Source organism: Acidovorax sp. LjRoot204, from assembly GCF_056175785.1.
Map to the genome: position 1 here is coordinate 1 of NZ_JBGFFF010000096.1, position 18006 is coordinate 18006.

General features: G+C 62.1%; 17 protein-coding genes and 1 tRNA gene. 4 read left to right on the forward strand and 14 right to left on the reverse strand.

From position 1 onward, the window contains the following. From AC04MI_RS16525 to AC04MI_RS16545, 5 genes are all read right to left on the reverse strand, one after another. The coding region (locus tag AC04MI_RS16525) for an ABC transporter substrate-binding protein (RefSeq protein ID WP_476498191.1) at positions 1-1100 on the reverse strand (1100 nt) is incomplete at its 3' end. Between the two features lie 106 nt (positions 1101-1206). Then, positions 1207-2088 (reverse strand): ATP-binding cassette domain-containing protein, encoded by an 882-nt coding sequence (locus tag AC04MI_RS16530; protein WP_476498192.1) that lies wholly within the window; start codon positions 2086-2088, stop codon positions 1207-1209. After that, entirely contained in the window at positions 2085-3122 is a 1038-nt protein-coding gene (locus tag AC04MI_RS16535) for an ABC transporter ATP-binding protein (RefSeq protein ID WP_476498193.1), read from the reverse strand. The genes AC04MI_RS16530 and AC04MI_RS16535 overlap by 4 nt, the downstream gene beginning before the upstream one ends. Positions 3123-3155: 33 nt before the next feature. After that, a complete protein-coding gene (locus AC04MI_RS16540; protein ID WP_108499514.1) occupies positions 3156-4028 on the reverse strand; it encodes an ABC transporter permease in 873 nt (290 codons plus the stop codon). 7 nt (positions 4029-4035) lie between these two features. Beyond that, a complete protein-coding gene (locus AC04MI_RS16545) occupies positions 4036-4998 on the reverse strand; it encodes an ABC transporter permease (protein WP_108499515.1) in 963 nt (320 codons plus the stop codon). 208 nt (positions 4999-5206) lie between these two features. On the opposite strand from AC04MI_RS16545, the gene AC04MI_RS16550 reads away from it, so the two are divergent. Then, positions 5207-5464 carry a YfhL family 4Fe-4S dicluster ferredoxin gene (locus AC04MI_RS16550; RefSeq protein ID WP_476498194.1) on the forward strand — a complete coding sequence of 86 codons (258 nt, stop codon included), beginning with the start codon at positions 5207-5209 and terminating at the stop codon, positions 5462-5464. Positions 5465-5565: 101 nt separating this feature from the next. Here the strand turns inward: AC04MI_RS16550 and pth are convergent, their stop codons facing one another. From pth to AC04MI_RS16585, 7 genes are all read right to left on the reverse strand, one after another. After that, positions 5566-6174 carry an aminoacyl-tRNA hydrolase gene (pth, locus tag AC04MI_RS16555; protein WP_476498196.1) on the reverse strand — a complete coding sequence of 203 codons (609 nt, stop codon included), beginning with the start codon at positions 6172-6174 and terminating at the stop codon, positions 5566-5568. 202 nt (positions 6175-6376) lie between these two features. Beyond that, complete coding sequence (locus tag AC04MI_RS16560; RefSeq protein ID WP_056060476.1) at positions 6377-7012, reverse strand: 50S ribosomal protein L25/general stress protein Ctc; 636 nt, start codon at positions 7010-7012, stop codon at positions 6377-6379. A 160-nt stretch (positions 7013-7172) separates the two neighbouring features. Beyond that, a complete protein-coding gene (locus AC04MI_RS16565) occupies positions 7173-8147 on the reverse strand; it encodes a ribose-phosphate pyrophosphokinase (protein WP_056060480.1) in 975 nt (324 codons plus the stop codon). A 46-nt stretch (positions 8148-8193) separates the two neighbouring features. Next, a tRNA-Gln gene (locus AC04MI_RS16570) sits at positions 8194-8270 on the reverse strand. A gap of 30 nt (positions 8271-8300) precedes the next feature. After that, complete coding sequence (gene ispE / locus AC04MI_RS16575; protein ID WP_436079268.1) at positions 8301-9158, reverse strand: 4-(cytidine 5'-diphospho)-2-C-methyl-D-erythritol kinase; 858 nt, start codon at positions 9156-9158, stop codon at positions 8301-8303. Positions 9159-9228: 70 nt separating this feature from the next. Further along, on the reverse strand, positions 9229-9645 hold the full coding sequence (locus AC04MI_RS16580; protein WP_233193801.1) for a lipoprotein insertase outer membrane protein LolB: 417 nt from the start codon (positions 9643-9645) through the stop codon (positions 9229-9231). 110 nt (positions 9646-9755) lie between these two features. Further along, positions 9756-11534: a tetratricopeptide repeat protein gene (locus AC04MI_RS16585; protein ID WP_436079269.1), complete on the reverse strand. Its 1779-nt coding sequence runs from the start codon at positions 11532-11534 to the stop codon at positions 9756-9758. A 29-nt stretch (positions 11535-11563) separates the two neighbouring features. Between AC04MI_RS16585 and mutM the strand changes: the two genes are divergently transcribed. The 3 genes from mutM (at position 11564) to mutY (ending at position 15510) form a co-directional block, all read left to right on the forward strand. Further along, positions 11564-12379, forward strand: a complete 816-nt coding sequence (gene mutM, locus AC04MI_RS16590; RefSeq protein WP_436079270.1) for a bifunctional DNA-formamidopyrimidine glycosylase/DNA-(apurinic or apyrimidinic site) lyase — start codon at positions 11564-11566, stop codon at positions 12377-12379. A 102-nt stretch (positions 12380-12481) separates the two neighbouring features. Beyond that, entirely contained in the window at positions 12482-14443 is a 1962-nt protein-coding gene (locus AC04MI_RS16595; RefSeq protein WP_436079271.1) for a dynamin family protein, read from the forward strand. After that, a complete protein-coding gene (gene mutY, locus AC04MI_RS16600) occupies positions 14440-15510 on the forward strand; it encodes an A/G-specific adenine glycosylase (RefSeq protein ID WP_436079272.1) in 1071 nt (356 codons plus the stop codon). Before AC04MI_RS16595 ends, mutY begins: the two co-directional genes overlap by 4 nt. 116 nt (positions 15511-15626) lie before the next feature. Here mutY and rapZ read toward each other — a convergent pair whose 3' ends face one another. Together rapZ and recN are read right to left on the reverse strand one after the other, a co-directional pair. After that, entirely contained in the window at positions 15627-16490 is an 864-nt protein-coding gene (gene rapZ / locus AC04MI_RS16605) for an RNase adapter RapZ (RefSeq protein WP_476498198.1), read from the reverse strand. Then, on the reverse strand, positions 16490-18006 hold a 1517-nt coding region (gene recN / locus AC04MI_RS16610), incomplete at its 5' end, for a DNA repair protein RecN (RefSeq protein WP_476498199.1). The genes recN and rapZ, both read right to left, overlap by 1 nt.

The window sequence follows — 18006 nt, forward strand, 5'->3', positions numbered from 1 at the left end:
GCCACCACCTCGCCGCCCTGGCGGGCGTAAGGCGTGGGGGGCAGCGTCATGGTCAGCTCCAGCGGTGTCTTGATGCCGGCCTCGGCCAGCAGCTTCTTGGCCTTTTCAGGGTCGTAGGGGTTCACGCCCGTGGTGTCCACGTAGCCAAACGCGCCGGGCACGTAGTGGCTGCCGATGGGTGCGCCGTAGCCGTCGCCCGCGCCTTCGATCACGGCCTTGCGGTCAATGGCTGCGGCAATGGCGCGGCGCACGCGCACGTCGTCCAGCGGCTTCTTGCCGTTGTTGATGGCCACGATGGTTTTGGCGCGCGAGCCGCTGACCACCACCTGGAACTTGGGGTTGGCCTTGAACTGCGCCACGCTGCGCGGCGTGACGCGGGGGAATGCGTCCACGTCGCCCGCCAGCAGGGCAGCCACCTGGGCTGCGGGGTCGGAGATGAAGCGGAAGGTCGCGCGCTTGATCTTGATGGCCTTGGCGTCGCGGTAGCCGTCCCAGGCGGTCAGCACGACCGACGAGCCCTTGTTCCAGGCCTGCAGCTGGTAGGGGCCGGTGCCCACGGGCTTGTTGGCGTTGGTGTCGGCGCTCTTGGGCTCCACGATGATGGAGGTGGCCTGGCCCAGCACGAACAGCAGGTCGGGGTCGATCTCCTTGTTCAGCAGCACGACGGTGTAGTCGTCCACCACCTGGGTGGTGATGCCGGCAAAGGTGCGCTTGTCCTTGTTGGTGCTCTTCTCGCCGCCCGCGCGGTCGTACGAGAACTTGACGGCCGCAGCGGTGAAGGGCTCGCCATTCTGGAACTTCACGCCACGGCGCAGCTTGAAGGTGTAGGTCTTGAGGTCGGGCGAGACCTCCCAGCTTTCGGCCAGCAGGGGCGACACGCTGCCGTCGGGGTTGATCTTGGTGAGCGTCTCGAAGATGTTGTACTGAACGATTTCGGCGATGGCAGATGCCGCACCGGCGGTGGGGTCCAGGCCTGGGGGCTCCAGCGTCATCGCCAGCGTCACCGCATCTTTGCGGCCTTGCGCCAGGGCGCCAAGCGAGGTGGTCAGGGGCACAGCGGCGATGGCGCCAGTGGCAAGGACGGTACGGCGGTTCAGCATGTTCGGACTCTCCAGACAAAAAACCAGACAACAACCATAAAGACCCCCGGTGCAATTTGTTACCGGGGAGGAAAGAAGCTTTTTACACCATCACACCTGCATGTGGTTATGCGGTTTTTGCCGTTGCCGCAGCGGCTGCCGCACGGCGCGCCCGCGCGCGGCCGGGCAACACCTGCGGCACGGCGCCCACCAGCGACTGTGTGTACGGGTGCTGCGCGTTGCGGAACAGCTCGCCCGGCGAGCCGCGCTCCACGATGCGGCCCTGGTACAGCACCACCACCTCGTCGCACAGGTGGTTGACCACCGCGAGGTCATGGCTTATGAGCATGTAGGTGATGCCGAATTGCTGCTGCAGGTCTTGCATCAGGTTCAGCACCTGGGCCTGTACCGACACGTCGAGCGCGCTCACGGGCTCGTCGGCCACGATGAGGCGCGGCCGGGTGATGAGGGCGCGTGCAATGGCAATGCGCTGGCGTTGGCCGCCCGAAAATTCGTGCGGGTACTTGCCCAGGTCGTTGGTGCGCAGGCCCACTTGCGACAGCACCTGGGCGGCCTGCTCGCGCTGCTCGGCGCGCGTGGTCTGGCCTTGCGCCTGCAGTGGTTCGGCCACGATGCGCTCCACGGTCTGGCGCGGGTCCAGCGATCCGTACGGGTCCTGAAACACCATCTGAAAATCGCGGCGCGCCTGGCGCAGCTGCTCGGCGGGCAACTGGTGCAGGTTGCGGCCCAGCAGCTCCACCGTGCCGGAGGTGGGTGCATCGAGCGCCATCACCAGCCGTGCCAGGGTGGACTTGCCCGAGCCCGATTCGCCGACGATGCCGAGGCTGCGGCCTGCGGCAATCGAGAAGTTCACGCCGTTGAGCGCATGCACCTTGCCCGGCGGGCGAAACAGATGCTCGCGGGGCAGTGTGTATTCGCGCACCAGGTCGGTCACCTGGAGCAGCGGCGCGGTGGTTGGGGCGACTGTGGTGTGGGGTGCCTGGGTCATGCAGCCACCTCGATGATGTTCACCACGTCCGCACTCTGCGCCTCGGCAATGGCCTCGCGCCGCAGGCAGCGCACCAGGTGGTCGCCGTCGGCATCGGTGGCCACCAGCGTGGCCTCGGGCTGCTTGTGGCGGCAGTCATCCACCGTGTAGCTGCAGCGCCCTGCAAACGGGCAGCCTGCGGGCAGGTCCACCAGCTCGGGCACCGTGCCCGGAATGGTGGACAGGCGAGGGCGTTGCCCGGGCGCGTGCACGGCACCCAGGTGGGGCCGGGCGGCGAACAGCCCGCGTGTGTAAGGGTGGGCCATGGCCGAGAAGACCGAGGCGGTGGAGCCGCTTTCGACCACGCTGCCGCCGTACATCACCATCATGCGGTCCACGTTCTGCGAGATCACCCCCAGGTCGTGCGAGATGAGGATCAGCGCCATGTTTCGCTCGGCCACCAGGTCGCTGATGAGGTCCAGGATCTGCTGCTGGATGGTCACGTCCAGCGCCGTCGTGGGCTCGTCGGCAATCAGCAGGTCGGGCCCGCAGGCCAGCGCCATCGCAATGGTGATGCGCTGGCGCTGCCCGCCCGAGAACTGGTGCGGGTAGGCGTCAAAGCGCTGTGCGGCGTTGGGGATGCCCACGCGGTCCAGCAAGGCAATCGCTTCGGTGCGTGCGGCTGCTGCGTTCATGCCCCGGTGCAGGCGCAGCGGCTCCGCCACCTGGCGGCCAATGGTGTGCACGGGGTTCAGGGCCGTCATGGGCTCTTGGAACACCATGCCAATGCGGTTGCCGCGCATCTTGCACATCTGTGCATCGGTGCGGCCCACCAGCTCTTGCCCATCAAAGCGGATGCTGCCGGTGACCTGTGCGCTCTCGGGCAGCAGGCCCATGAGCGACATGGCGGTGATGGACTTGCCGCAGCCGGACTCACCGATCAGGCCCAGGGTTTCACCGCGCGCCAGCGAAAAGCTCACGCCGCGCACGGCATCGGCGGGGCCCCGGTGCGTCTGCAGGCGGATGCGGAGGTTGGAGACTTCTAACAGAGACATCGTGGAATGCAGGTGGTCTTCGGTGCGGAGCTGTCAGCGTTTGCGGGAGAGGCGGGGGTCGAGCAAATCGCGCAGCCCGTCGCCCAGCAGATTCAGCCCCAGCACCGCCAGCGCAATCGCCATGCCGGGCCACACCGCCAGCAGCGGGGCCTGGAACATCAACGTCTGTGCCTCGCTCAGCATGCGGCCCCAGGAGGGCTGGGGCGGCTGGGTGCCCAGGCCCAGGTACGACAGGGCGGCCTCGGCCAGGATGGCGATGGCGAATCGGATCGACACCTGAACGATCAGCACCGATGTGATGTTGGGCAGCACATGCTCAATGGTGATACGCCAAGGCCCCTTGCCGCAGGCACGGGCCGCGAGAACGAACTCCCGGCCCCAAATCGCATTTGCCGATGCACGCGTTAGCCGCGCGAAGTTTGGGATGTTGTAGATGCCAATGGCGATGATGGAGTTGACAATACCCGCGCCAAACACTGCCGTGAGCATGATGGCAGAGAGAATGGCAGGAAACGCGAAACTGAAGTCGGAAAGTCGCATGATGAGCTCTTCCACCCACCCACGCTTGGCGGCGGCTAGCAGCCCCAGCGCTGTACCGATGGTGAGGCCGATGCCGACTGCGATCACGCCCACGAGGATTGAGCTGCGCGCCCCGACCAGCAGCAGCGAGGCTACGTCACGGCCAAAAGCATCGGTGCCGAGCCAGTGCTTTGCAGAGGGGCCGGCCAGCTTATTGGCCAGGTCCATCTCGTAAGGCGACCAGGGGGTCCACACGAACGATAGCAGCGCGGCCAGGATCAACAGCAGCGACAGCACCGCTCCGATAACGAAGCTGCGGTGACTCAACGCGCGGTGAAGCCAGCCGGGTGCGGAAGACGAAGAGGAGGGGGAGACGGAGGCGCTCATGGATGGATCAGATGTCGGAGGCCTTCACGCGGGGGTCGATCACGGCGTAGAGGATGTCCACGACGAAGTTCACGATCACCACCATGGCGGCGAGCAGCATCACGCAATTGCGCACCACGATCAGGTCGCGGTTGGAGATGGACTGGAAGATCAGGCGCCCGAGGCCGGGCAGATAGAACACGTTCTCGACCACGATGGTGCCCGCAAGCAACTCTGCAAATTGGAGTCCCATCACCGTGACGACCGGGACCATCGCGTTACGCAGCACATGGCCCCACAGCGCAGCGCGCTGCGTGAGGCCCTTGGCGCGGGCGGTGCGTACAAAGTCTTCACGCAGCACCTCCAGCACGGCCGAGCGGGTGATGCGCGCGAGGATGGCAGCCTGCACCACGGCCAGCGCAGTGGCGGGCAGCAGCAGGGCTTTGAGGGCTTCTAGCGGGCTGCCGCCAGCGTCTTCCGTCCAGCCCGGAAAGCCGCCGGCCGAGAACCACTGCAGCTTCACCGAGAACAGCAGGATCAGCAGGATGGCGAACCAGAAGTTGGGGATGGCAATGCCGATCTGCGCCAGGCCCATCACGCCCACGTCACCCAGCTTGTTGTGGCGCGCCGCGGCGTACACACCGGCGGCCAATGCCAGCACCGTGGTGATCACCATGGCCATCAGGGCCAACGGCACGGTAAGCGCCAGGCGCTCCAGCACCAGGTCGAGTACGGGCGAGCTGTAGGCGTAGCTGTCGCCCATGTTGCCCACCACCAGGCCGCTCACCCATTGCCAGTAGCGCAGGCTGGCGGGCTGGTCCAGACCCAGCTTGGTGGCCAGAGCCGCCACCGCATCCGGAGAGGCATCGGGACCCATCAGAATCTGCGCGGCATTGCCCGGCAGGATTTCCAGCACCAGGAACACGACGATGGAGGCGCCAATCAACGTGGCCAGGAGGGTGACAAACCGCTTGAGAAAAAACAGGCCCATGGGTGGGGTGCGTTGGCAGGTGGGTCAGACGCAGGGGCGTCAAAATTAATGTGTATACACAGCATAACGGTAAAAACGTCCCCGTCAGCGGTGGTGGGTTGCAGTGTGGCACGCAAGGCACATGCCACCGGCGCGGGATAATACGGAGCATGAACTGCGCCGCTCGCTCCGTTGCCCCTGTTTTTGGCCCCGTGCACTGGGAGGCTGTATGGCGCTGATGATCACGGACGAGTGCATCAACTGCGATGTGTGCGAGCCCGAGTGCCCCAACCAGGCGATCTACCTGGGGCAGGAGATCTACGAAATCGACCCGAATAAGTGCACAGAATGTGTAGGGCATTTCGACGAGCCCCAGTGTGTGCAGGTCTGCCCTGTGGCCTGCATTCCCGTGAGCCCGCAGCACGTGGAAAGCCGCGAAACCCTGTGGCAGAAGTTCCAGCGGCTGCAGGCGTCCACGCCGACGTAATTTGAGCCAAACCGACCGCTTGCGCTAGTAGGTCATGCCTTGGGTGCTATTGAATAGATAGCGATATCCACAGCACAACGGCTGGACGGGCTGGTGGCCCCTCAGTCCTCCACAGGCCGAGGGGGCTTGGGGCGGGGCGGTTTGGTGGTGTGGATGAGCAGCGTGGCCTTTTCCATGTCCCCCGCCAACAGAGCGGGGTAGGCCTTGAGCGAGTGGGCGATGCTGTCCTCGATCAGCGTGCGCTGGTCTGGCGACGGTTTCTTGAGCACCCAGTGGGCCACTTCGCTCTTGACGCCCGGATGGCCGATGCCGATGCGCAGGCGCCAGTAGTCGGGCGATCCCAATTGTCCGTGGATGTCGCGCAGGCCGTTGTGCCCGGCATGGCTGCCGCCGCGCTTGAGCTTGACCTGGCCGGGGGCAATGTCCAGTTCGTCGTGCACCACCAGGATTTCCTCGGGCAGGATCTTGAAGAAGCGCGCCAGCGAGGCCACGGACTTGCCCGAGAGGTTCATGAAGGTCTGCGGCTCCAGCAGCCACACGTTCTGGCCGTGCACTGTGGTGCGTGCCATCAGGCCGTGGTAACTGCGCTCGGGCACCAGCGTGGTCTTGAGTTCGCGCGCCAGGGCATCAATCCACCAGAAGCCGGCGTTGTGCCGCGTGTCTTCGTAGTCTGGCCCGGGGTTTCCCAGGCCTACAAACAGCTTGATCATGTGCGGGATTATCGGTGGCTGGGGGTGGAGAAAGGCCGTCAGCATTGCTGCCGCTGCCTGAGGATGCAGTCGGCGAGAGAGAGGTGCGGCGTGCAAAGTGCGCCACACCAATGAAAACGGCCCACGCAAGGTGGGCCGTTTCGTGGTCAACACCGCAAAGCGGGTTGACCGGGTGAAGTGATCGAGGTCGTTGACCGGCGAATTACTTCTTGCCCTTGCCCTTGCCCTTGGCATCGGCAGCGGGAGCGGCTTCAGCAGGGGTCTCGACGACCACGACTGGAGGCACCACGGACACCAGCACGGGGTTGTTGTTCTGGCCACCACGGACCTTGGCCACCACGCCCTTGGGCAGCTTGATGTCCTTCAGGTGCAGGGAAGCACCCTTTTCCAGCTTGGACAGGTCCACAGCGATGAATTCGGGCAGGTCCGAAGGCATGCAGGTCACGTCCAGTTCGTTCACGATCGGGTTGACCATGCACTTGTCCACCTTGACGGCGTTGGACTCTTCTGCACCGCTGTAGTGCAGTGGCACCTTCAGGTGCAGCTTGGTCTTGTCGTCCACGCGCTGGAAGTCGATGTGCAGCACCAGTTGCTTGTAGGGGTGGTATTGCACGTCACGCAGCACAACCTTGGACGTGGCGCCAGCCACTTCCATGTCCAGCACGCTGGAGTGGAACGCTTCCTTCTTGAGGGCGTGCCACAGTGCGTTGTGGTCCACCTCGATCAGTTGTGGCTCGGTAGCACCACCGTACACGATGCCAGGCGTCTTGCCCGAATTACGCAGACGGCGGCTCGCACCCGTACCCTGCTTGGCGCGCTCAAAAGCGACGAAGTTCATAGTTAGCTCCTGAAAAGGGTGGACCGCGACCAGTCGTACCCCGATTAAAAAAGACCTGTGACGCCTTCATGGCGGCAGGCCTGCGCATTGCTCTCGAACAGACAAGCCTCCCGAAGGAGGCCTGCGTGCAATCCGACTGCAACGCTCCCGGGGGAGCGTGTCAGAACAGGTTGTCCTGGTCCGAGAACAGACTCATGACCGACTCACCCTTGGCAATGCGCTGGATCGTTTCGGCGATCAGCGGGGCCACGGAGAGTTGGCGAATCTTGGAACATCCCTTGGCGTTGTCGCTCAGCGGGATGGTATTGGTCACCACGACTTCATCGAGGGCTGTGCCCTTGGCGATGCGTTCGATGGCAGGACCCGAGAAAATGGGGTGCGTGCAGTACGCGTACACCTTCTTGGCACCACGCTCCTTGAGCACTTCGGCAGCCTTCACCAGCGTGCCGGCGGTGTCGATCATGTCGTCCATGATCACGCAGTTGCGGCCTTCGATCTCGCCGATCACGTGCATCACTTCCGACACGTTGGCCTTAGGACGGCGCTTGTCGATGATGGCCAGGTCGCAGTTCAGTTGCTTGGCCAGGGCGCGTGCGCGCACCACGCCGCCCACGTCGGGGGAGACGACGATCAGGTCTTCGTAGTTCTTCTGGCGCAGGTCGCCCAGCAGCACCGGCGACGCATAGATATTGTCTACGGGAATATCGAAGAAGCCCTGGATCTGGTCAGCGTGCAGGTCCATGGTCAGCACTCGGGCCACGCCCACAGCTTGCAGCATGTTGGCCACCACCTTGGCCGTGATGGGCACACGGGTAGAGCGGGGGCGGCGGTCCTGGCGGGCGTAACCGAAATAAGGAATCACGGCGCTGATGCGCTCAGCCGACGCGCGCTTGAGCGCATCGACCATGATCAGCAGTTCCATGAGGTTTTCGTTGGTGGGTGCGCAGGTGGACTGCACCACGAAAACATCACGTGCGCGCACGTTTTGTTTGATTTCGACGGTGACTTCACCGTCAGAGAAGCGACCCACGTCAGCCGCACCGAGGGTGGTGCCAAGGTGTTGGGCAATTTCAGCTGCCATGCCGGGATTGGCATTGCCGGTGAAAACCATGAAGTCGGGGTGGTTGGCTTGCATGAGCGTCCCAGCAGTCTGAAATAAAAGCCCGTACGCGGAAAGCGTTTGGCAGGGGAAGAAGGATTCGAACCTTCGCATGCCGGAATCAAAATCCGGTGCCTTAACCAGCTTGGCGACTCCCCTACACAGGTCAATTGCCGAGGGCAACCAACCTTAAATTTCTCCTGATGCCCAGCCTGCCAGAGGATGAACCATCAGATTTTCACATGCCTTCACTTGCCAGCCCTCGGGGGCTCCGCTCAAGTCAACTGCGTGTGACATATGCGCAAACACCGCACTTCCTGAGCCCGTCATTCTGCCTTTGAGGCCGCGATCTTTGAGCCATTCAATGGCTTGCAAAACATCGGGGCAAAGAGCCTGAGCAACTGGCTGCAAGTCGTTTCGACCGAAGTCAAAGTGTGCTGCAGCAAAGCCTAAGATTGTAGCACTATCTGAATCGCGTTTCAAACTTGGTGACGAAAAAATTTCTTTTGTCTCCAAACCTGCTGCGGGCTTCACGATCACAAAGCTCGCTTGCGGTAGCTGGTGCACTTTCTCAAGCGGCGTGATTGTCTCACCAATTCCCTCCACCCAAGCGTTGTGGCCGCATAAAAAAAACGGGACGTCAGCGCCCAACTGCAAACCGATCTTTGCCAATGCGTGTCTTGGCAGGTTCAGCCCCCACAGCCGGTTCAAAGCCAGCAGCGTGGTGGCGGCATCCGAAGAGCCGCCTCCCATGCCTGCCTGCGCTGGCACGCGTTTCAGAACGCCAATGTGAGCGCCCTCACGGCAGCCCGTTGCAGCCTGCAGTGCATGTGCAGCGCGAACCGAGAGGTCCACCTCGGGTAGCGCTGTGGACAGGTCTTCCCGCGAAATCAATCCATCCGTGCGGCGTTGGAAGTGCAGGGTGTCGCACCAGTCCACAAGCATGAACACGGACTGCAGCAGGTGATAGCCGTCAGCACGCCGTCCGGTGATGTGCAAGAAAAGATTGAGCTTGGCCGGGGCTGGCACGTCATACAAGGCTTGCATGGGGCGAAAGAGTGGGGAGCGAGGTTTTGCTGTGCGAACGGCTCTGCTGGCCGCAGCAGTTTGTAGGCCGTCAGGGAGTCAGCGCAATGCGCAGCGTGGCGGTAGGCTGCGGGTCGCTGCGGCGTGCCGTCAGCCGCCCGTCTGCAATGCCGGTAAGGTCTGCTTGCCACCCCGTCGCACTGGCCTGGGTGCCCTTGAGCCAGCTGAACAAGGCGGTCACGGGAATGCGAGTGCCGGTCACGTCCTGGAGCAGCGTGTCCAGGGAATCAGAGGTACGGGTGTCCTGACCGCTAAGCAGCTGCGCGTGACCATCTTTCCAGTCGAGTTGCGCAATGCGATTGCCGAAGGGGCTGAGCAAAACGAGTCCACCCGCCTGGGCGGTGCCGCGCAGCTCGAACATGGCAGAAAAAGACTGCGAGGCCTGCCCGTCGATCTGCAGGGCAATGCGCCCACTCCAGCTGTCTTCATCCATGGGGGCTTTGGCCATTGGCTGCGCACAACCTGCGAGCCACAGCGCCCACAACACCAGCCACCATGCCCACCGGTGAGGGGGAGTCCGTAGCCGACTGTTTGAAGTGGCGCTGAAAAGGCCTTGCATCAGAGGGAGGCCCCGAGGCGTTTCAGGGTCTCTTTGAGGGTGTCGTTGTCAGGGCTGGCACGCTGACCTTCTTTCCAGACGCGTGTTGCACCGTCCCTGTCGCCCATGCTCCAGAGCACCTCGCCAAGATGTGCAGCAATCTCCACATCGGGCCGTGCCTTGAAGGCTGCTTCGAGGTGTTTGCGGGCGTCTGCCTTGTTGTCCAGGCGAAACTCCACCCAGCCAAGGCTGTCCATGATGAAGGGATCGTTCGGGGCGAATTCCAATGCCTTCAGGATCAGCTGTTTGGCCTCGGCCAGCCGCACTCCGCGGTCTGCGAGCGAATAGCCAAGGGCGTTGTAGGCGTGGTGGTACTCTGGCTGGCGTGCGATCACCTGACGCAACAGCTTCTCCATCGTGTCTGGCTGGCCCGCCTTTTCGGCCAGCATGGCCTGGTCATAGACCAGCTCGGCGTCGTCCGGGGCCAGGGCCACCAGTTCGACTTGTACCTTGTAGGCTTCCTGGTACAGGCGCTGGTCGCGTAACAGCTGCACTTCGGCCATTAGCTTCATGCGTTGGCTGTCTGCTGAATTGCCTGGCAGGTTGCGCAACAAGGCCCGCGCCTGGGCGAGCTTGCCCTGGCGTGCCAGCAATGATGCGCGGCGCGTTTGCGCACCAAAGACTTCCTCTGCGTTGTCGATCCGTGCGAGCCAAGCTTCCGCGCCCGCAAAGTCTTTCTTTTTCTCGGCAATCTGCGCGTACAGCAGGTACGCTTGCGTGAGGCTCTTTCGCCGCAGGTCGGTGTCACCAGATGCAGATGCCAGTTCCATGAACCGTTGCAGCGATGCCTCTGCGGCAGGCAGGCGGTTGTCCTGGTACTGCAAGGTGGCGGCCACCAACCACGCCTCTGCCAGGTCAGGCTTTTCCTTGGTGACCGTCTCCAATTGGCGACTGGCCTCAGGGTAGCGCTGAAGGCCCAGCAATACCCTGGCATACGCCATGCGCAGGTCCGGGATGGGTTGTCTGGACAGCGTTTGCGTCACGATGGGCTCTGCGTCCAGCAGGCCTTCGTCCATCAGCTCCAGCGCCAGCCGGGCCGCGCTTTCGCTGGCATTGTCCAGGCCCTGTGCCCTACGTGCTGCGTCGAGCGCACCGGCCTTGTCGCCCGCTGCAAGCCTCAATCGGCCCAGCGACACCCAGGCCTCGGGTCCGGTGGCAGGGTTGGTGAGTTCATTGACCAGGGCCTGTTCCACCACCTTGGCGGCCAGCGCTTTGTCACTCGCGCGTCCATACAGTTGTGGCAAAGATGCCAGCGTTGACGCCTTGGTCCTAGGAGCGGCTTGTGCGAGTTCCTGGCGCAGCAATTCTGGTGTTTCTGCGATGCGGTTCAATGCGATCAGGATCTGCAGCACATACTGATTGGCCTCGCGCGACTGGGGCAGGGCTTCCTTCCAGGCTCGGGCTGCAGCCAGGGCGTATTCGCCTGATCGTGATTGCAAGGCAATGTCAGCAGCCCTTTGGTAGAGCTGCCCGTCAGCGCTTCGGCGCGCAGCCTCCAGCATGAACGCGTAGCCTGCACCTGGGTCCCCAGTTCGTGCACTGATCTCGCCCAGAAAGATTTCGTAGAACAGCTCTGCGTCCAACGCGGGGTTGGACTCTACCGGTGGGGGCTCGCTCGGGGGGCGGCTTTCACCGGCGGGCTTTTGGGCCCAAGCTGAGTGGGCGGACGCCGCAATCACGGTGACCAAGGCGACGGTACGAAAGCTGTGGGATAACACCATCGGGCCATAATAATCCATGCCTGTTAAGCCGTTGCCCGGTTGTTTGTATGCCTGAGTTGCCTGAAGTGGAAGTGACGCGGCGCAGTTTTGCTACCGCGATCGCTGGAGCCCGGATCGAGGCTGTGATGATGGGCAAGCCCCTGCGGTGGCCTCTGGGTTGTGACCCGCAGTTGCTGGGAGGCCAACAAGTGGTCGGATTGCGCCGGCGGGGCAAGTATCTGTTGCTCGATATGAACCAAGGCGTTCTGCTTCTGCATTTGGGGATGTCGGGTAGCCTGCGTTTTGCTTCAGACATGCCAGAAGCGGGGGGGCATGACCACTTTGACCTGGTCACCGACCGGGGCACGCTGCGCCTGCATGACCCGCGACGATTTGGCGCGGTGGTCTATGCGCCATCAGAGAACTCGCTGGTAGCCGCCAAATTGCTGGGCGGCTTAGGTATGGAGCCCTTGTCTGAGGAGTTTCTACTTCCGACTTTTCAGGCAGGACTCAAGAAAAGCCGGATGCCTATCAAACAGTTGCTTCTGGCGGGGCGCGTGGTCGTGGGGGTCGGGAATATCTACGCCTCTGAGGTGCTTTTTTTGTCTGGCATCCGTCCTACTACCGTTGCATCACGCATTGGTCCGGCACGAGTACATAAGCTGCATCAGGCCATTCGCTCGGTGCTGGCCCGCGCTGTGGAGATGGGCGGTAGCACGCTGCGCGATTTTTCGAATGCCGAAGGAATGGCTGGCCACTTTCAGACGGCCGCGAACGTGTATGGCCGCGATGGTCAGCCTTGCCATGTATGCGGTACAGCCATCGAGCTGATTCGCCAGGGACAGAGAAGCACTTACTTCTGCCGCCAGTGCCAGCGCCCATAGATGCTGCCGTCCGATGGACGGTTTGTGACAGCTGGCGGACGGTCGATGCTATATTTTGTATATACCTGCCTCGCGGGCCATCCATAGATCTCTGGGAGCAAAGTGGGACCTTCATTCAACGAACAGTTTGACCAGCATGGCGTCTGGCGACGGGAGTTCGCCCAGCAGCTCAAGCGGCTGGCCGATTGGATGGCCACGCACGACCTGATGGATGCAGCAGTGCAAGAGCGCCTGCAGCGGCTGGAAGAGCAGGTACGCAGCGACAAGGTCATGGTGGCGTTTGTGGCGGAGTTTTCGCGTGGAAAATCCGAACTGATCAACGCGATCTTTTTTGCTGACTATGGTCGCCGCATCATGCCTGCCAGTGCGGGCCGCACGACCATGTGTCCCACCGAACTGGGGTATGACGCCAATGTTGCACCCAGCTTGCGGCTATTGCCCATTGAGACTCGACTTCAGATGCAGAGCCTAGCGGAGTGGCGGGTCAAAACCGACCGTTGGCAGGAGATCCCGCTGGATGTTGGCAACGCCGACCAGATTGCCAAAGCACTGGAAAAAGTGGCGGAGGTTCGCAAGGTCAGTCTGGACAATGCGCGTGCGCTGGGTTTCTGGCATGACGATCTGACAGATGAAAACCCTGTGCCTGACGCGCAGGGCTTGGTAGAGGTGCCCATGTGGCGCCACGCCATCATCAATATCCCCCATCCGCTCTTGAAGCAGGGTTTGGTGATTCTGGATACGCCTGGCCTGAACGCAGTGGGTGCAGAGCCCGAGCTGACGGTCAACCTCATCCCCCAGGCGCATGCAGTGGTGTTCATCCTGAGTGCCGACACCGGCGTGACGCGCTCGGACCTGTCGATCTGGCGCGAGCACCTGGCCATCTCTCCCGAGAGCATGGAAGCGCGTTTGGTGGTGCTGAACAAGATCGACACCCTTTGGGATACGCTCAACAGCGCCGAGCAGGTCCAGGCGCAGATGGAGCGGCAGTGCGCGACCTCGGCTGAGATGCTCGGCGTGTCTCTAGACCGTGTGGTGCCTGTGTCTGCGCAAAAAGGCCTGGTGGCCAAGATCACTGCGGACGACGTTCTGCTGGAAACCAGTGGACTGCCAGCGTTGGAAGAGGCCCTTGCCAAAGGCATCATGGGCAGACGACAGTCCATACTGCGCGCTGCGGTAGCGGCAGGGGTGGCGAGCCTGCGTACAGAAACGTCGCGGGTCATCAATATCCGACGCCGCGACCTCGATGACCAAATGGCCGAGTTGCGCAGTCTCCGGGGCAAGAACGCATCGGTGATCGAATCCATGCGCCATCGCATTGAGCAGGAGCAGCGTGAGTTTGATCTCAGCACTGCCAAGATCCAGGCGGTGCGTGCGGTTCACCTCAAGTTGCTGCGTGACGTTTTTCAGCAGTTGGGCGCCAAGGCGCTCAAAGCAGAGCTGGCCGAGCTGGCCCAGACATTGCAGCAAAAGGGGCTCAAGTTGGGCGTGAAGAAAATATACGTCCAGACCTTTGACAAACTGCGCGGCACCTTGGACAAGGCGCAAGCCTCTGGTACCGAGATTCAGGCCATGCTCAGCGGGACCTTCAGGCAGCTCAATGCAGAGTTCGGTTTTTCTTTGCAGGTGCCCACGCCGCCGCAGCTTGAACACTTTGCGCAAGACCTGCACCAGATCGAGCAGAGTCATTTGCAGTACCTGGGTATGGGCAATGCTCTCAAGTTGGCGCAACCCGAGTTTGCGGAGCGCCTGGTGCGCGCGCTGGCCATGCGTTTGCGCACGGTGTACGAGTCAGCGGCCAATGATCTGGAACTGTGGAGCAAATCAGCCACTGCGCAATTGGACGCACAGCTGCGAGAACGGCGTCGCAGCTTTGCTCGCCGCATGGAGGCCGTAGACCGCATACAACAGGCTGCCAGCGGCTTGGTGGAGCGCATCTCGGAGATCGAGGCTGGCGAGGAGGAACTCGGCCAGTTGGAGAACAAGTTGCATGAGCTGACTTCCAAGTTGGTGGCTCTGCCAGGGGCTGCACCGGCATTGACTGACGCGCATCCGGTTTCCGCATGAGTGCTGAATCCCGGGAGGGTGTGGCCGCGCGGGTAGTCGCTTGGCAAGCTGTACATGGGCGCAACCATCTGCCCTGGCAACAGACCCGCGATCCATACCGGGTTTGGCTGTCGGAGATCATGTTGCAGCAGACCCAGGTCACCACTGTGCTGGACTACTACGCCCGCTTTTTGGGCCGATTTCCTGATGTGAGCGCCCTCGCGTCAGCCCCTCAAGATGAGGTCCTGGGCTTGTGGAGTGGTTTGGGCTACTACAGTCGTGCACGCAATCTCCATCGCTGCGCTCAGCAGATCATGACTGACCATGGTGGCGCCTTCCCGCGAACGGCGTCGCTGTTGGCGTCTTTGCCGGGCATTGGGCGTTCAACCGCAGGCGCCATTGCCGCGTTTTGTTTTTCAGAGCGCGTGCCCATTCTGGATGCCAACGTGCGGCGGGTGCTCACGCGCCTGCTGGGCTTTTGCCAAGATCTGGCTTCTGCCAAAAACGAACGCCTTCTATGGGAGCATGCCGAAGCGCTGTTGCCAGTGCGCGATCTTGATGTGGCGATGCCCCGTTACACCCAGGGCCTGATGGACTTGGGGGCTTCCCTGTGCACACCCCGCTCTCCAAAATGCTCCGATTGCCCTTTGATGGGCGATTGCGCAGCTTTCAAGGAGGGGGATCCTGAACGCTATCCCGTCAGAACCCGCAAACTGTCACGCCGGGCTGAATCCTGGCAATTGGTGATCCTGCGCGATGGCGAGGGGCGCATCTGGCTGCAACGCCGCCCACCCACTGGGATCTGGGCGGGAATGCACTGCGTGCCCGTGTTCGCTGACCTGGAGTCGCGGGATATTTTTGTGAGTGCTTTGGGTAGCGATGGGCAGTATGCGCAGCAAGAGTTGGAGCCATTTGTGCATGTCCTCACGCACCGGGACTTGCATCTTCACCCGTTGTTGATACAGACCGACGGAATGGTGCCTCCTGTGGAGGGCGGAGAGTGGCTGGGGCCAGATCAGTGGTCCTTGGTGGGGTTGCCGGCGCCCATCCGTAAGTTGCTGGACACCACGCAATCTTCGCTATGGTGAACTCAAACGGGGGCGCTCTCTCAGTCGCGGGGGGCTCGTCTCGTTTCGTTGGCGCCAAGCTCTACAACTTGTTCCCAAGGGGCTTGGCTCCAAGAGCTCGCTTGTGAAGGCAATGGTCAGCGCCCATCCAGTTCACGATGCCGCTTCAATGCAGTCCATCGGTCGCTGAACGCTTGCGCCAGTTTCTCCACCAGATAGACAGAGCGGTGTTGTCCACCGGTGCAGCCGATGGCTACAGTGACGTAGCTTCGGTGATTGCGATCCAGCATGTCCAGCCAGTGTGCTAAAAATTTTTCACTGTGGGCCCACATCAGGTCCACCTCGGGTTGCAGGTCCAGAAAGTCAGCCACCGGCTGGTCCAGTCCTGTGAGGTCCCGGAGCGCGATCTCATAGTGTGGGTTGGGCAGCATGCGGACGTCGAAGACGTAGTCGGCATCCATGGGAATACCGCGTTTGAACGCAAATGACTGGAAAACCAAGGTCAATTGCCCTTGCGCAGTGGACATCAGGCCTTTGACATAACTTTGCAACTGGGAGGCGCGGATGGTGCTGGTGTCGATCACGTGTGACTGTTCGCGCAGTTCAGCCAGCAACTCCCGCTCCAGCTCAATGATCTGAACTAAGGCCCTGCGTCCTTGCTGGAGGTCGTCGTGCGACAGGGGATGGCGGCGGCGCGTCTCGGAGAAACGCCGCACCAGGGTATCAATCGTGGCATCCAGAAAAAGGGATTTCACGGCCACGCCCTGACTGCGCAAACGGCTCAACTCTTGAGGCACTTGATGCAAGGACGTTGCGCTGCGGACATCCACTGCAATGGCTACGCGGTTGCCATGGTGTTTGTGTTCGAGCGCTACGAAGGCTGGCAGTAGCTCCGGCGGCAGGTTGTCTACGCAGTAGTAGCCAGCATCTTCCAGTGCGTGCAAGGCGACGGATTTTCCAGATCCCGACATGCCCGTGATGACAACAATTTCAAGGGCCATCAGCGTTTCCTAGCGGCGTTAGAGGAGGGAGCGGGTGGGGTAGGCGCCGCGACCAATGCCGGAGTCGCAGTGCCCAGCATTTCACGCGCGTGCGCCAGCGTGGTCTCGGTAGCGCGCTCCCCACCCAGCATGCGGGCGATTTCTGCCACACGCTCGTCTTGCTGCACAACCAGCACGGTGCTGGTTGTGCCTTGAGCGCTTTTGTTTTTTGCCACCTTGAGGTGGTGATGCGCACATGCTGCTACTTGGGGCAGGTGAGTTACTGCCAGCACTTGGCGGTCGCGTCCCAGCTGCTGCATCAAACGTCCCACGGTTTCGGCGACTGCGCCACCCACGCCGGAGTCCACCTCGTCAAAAATGAGTGTGGGGGCGGAGCCCAATTCACTGGTTGTGACTGCGATCGCCAGCGAAATGCGGGACAACTCCCCGCCGGAGGCGACTTTGCCGACCGCCTTGGGGGTCATGCCGGGGTGTCCTGCCACCAAAAACACGACATCATCGATCCCGTCGGGAGAGGGCTCCGACGCCTTCGTCACTGACACCTCGAATTTGCCGCCCTCCATCCCGAGACCTTGCATGGCCTGAGAGATGGACACGGAGAGCTTTGGTGCTGCTTTGGCGCGAGCCAGAGACAGTGCGCGCGCCGCCGCATGGTACGCCTTGGCGCTGGCGGATTCGTTGGCTTGCAGCTTTTCCAGATCGGTGGCGGCATCAAGCTGGCGCATGGATGCTTTCCAGTCCTTGAGCAGAGCGGGCAGTTCTGCAGGAGGGCGTTTGTACCTGCGAGCCAGTCTCATCCACAAGGACATGCGTTCGTCCAGTTCTGCCAAACGTTGGGGGTCAATGTCCGCATGGCGTAAATAGGTGTGCAGAGAATGCACCACGTCGGTCGTCTGCGCCAGACTCGACGCCAGGATATCGGCGAGATTGGCGAACTCTGGCTCAATGTGTTCTTGCGCCTGAAGCAGCGAATGTGCGTGGGTCAGTGCGGAAACGGCTCCCGCGTCGTCTTCTTGCAGAGCTTGAAGCGCTCCATGGGCCCCATCCAGCAACGCCTGCGCGTGCGATAGGCGCTTGTGTTGCGCGTCAAGATCCTCCCACTCCAGGTCACCTGGCGCGAGTTTGTCCACTTCGCTGATTTGCCACTGCAGGCGCTCGCGCTCTTGCTGAAGCGTTGCCTGAGCTGCGCGAGCCTGCTGCAATGCCTTGAGGTCAGCGCGCCATTGCGTCCAACGCGATGCTGTATCGCGGGTATTCACACCGGCAAAAGCGTCCAGCAAGCCGCGCACCGACTCTGGGCGAGTCAGGCTTTGCCATGCGTGTTGACCATGGATGTCGAGAAGCATCTCGCCCAAGGCACGTAACTGTGAAGCTGTCGCTGGAGTCCCATTGATCCAACCGCGGCTCTTGCCCTGTGTGTCGACGGTACGGCGCAGTAGCAGCCAGTCATCGGTTTCAAACCCGGCTTCCTCCAGCCATGGGCGAGCATGGGCAGGGCATTCGAATTCCGCGCAAA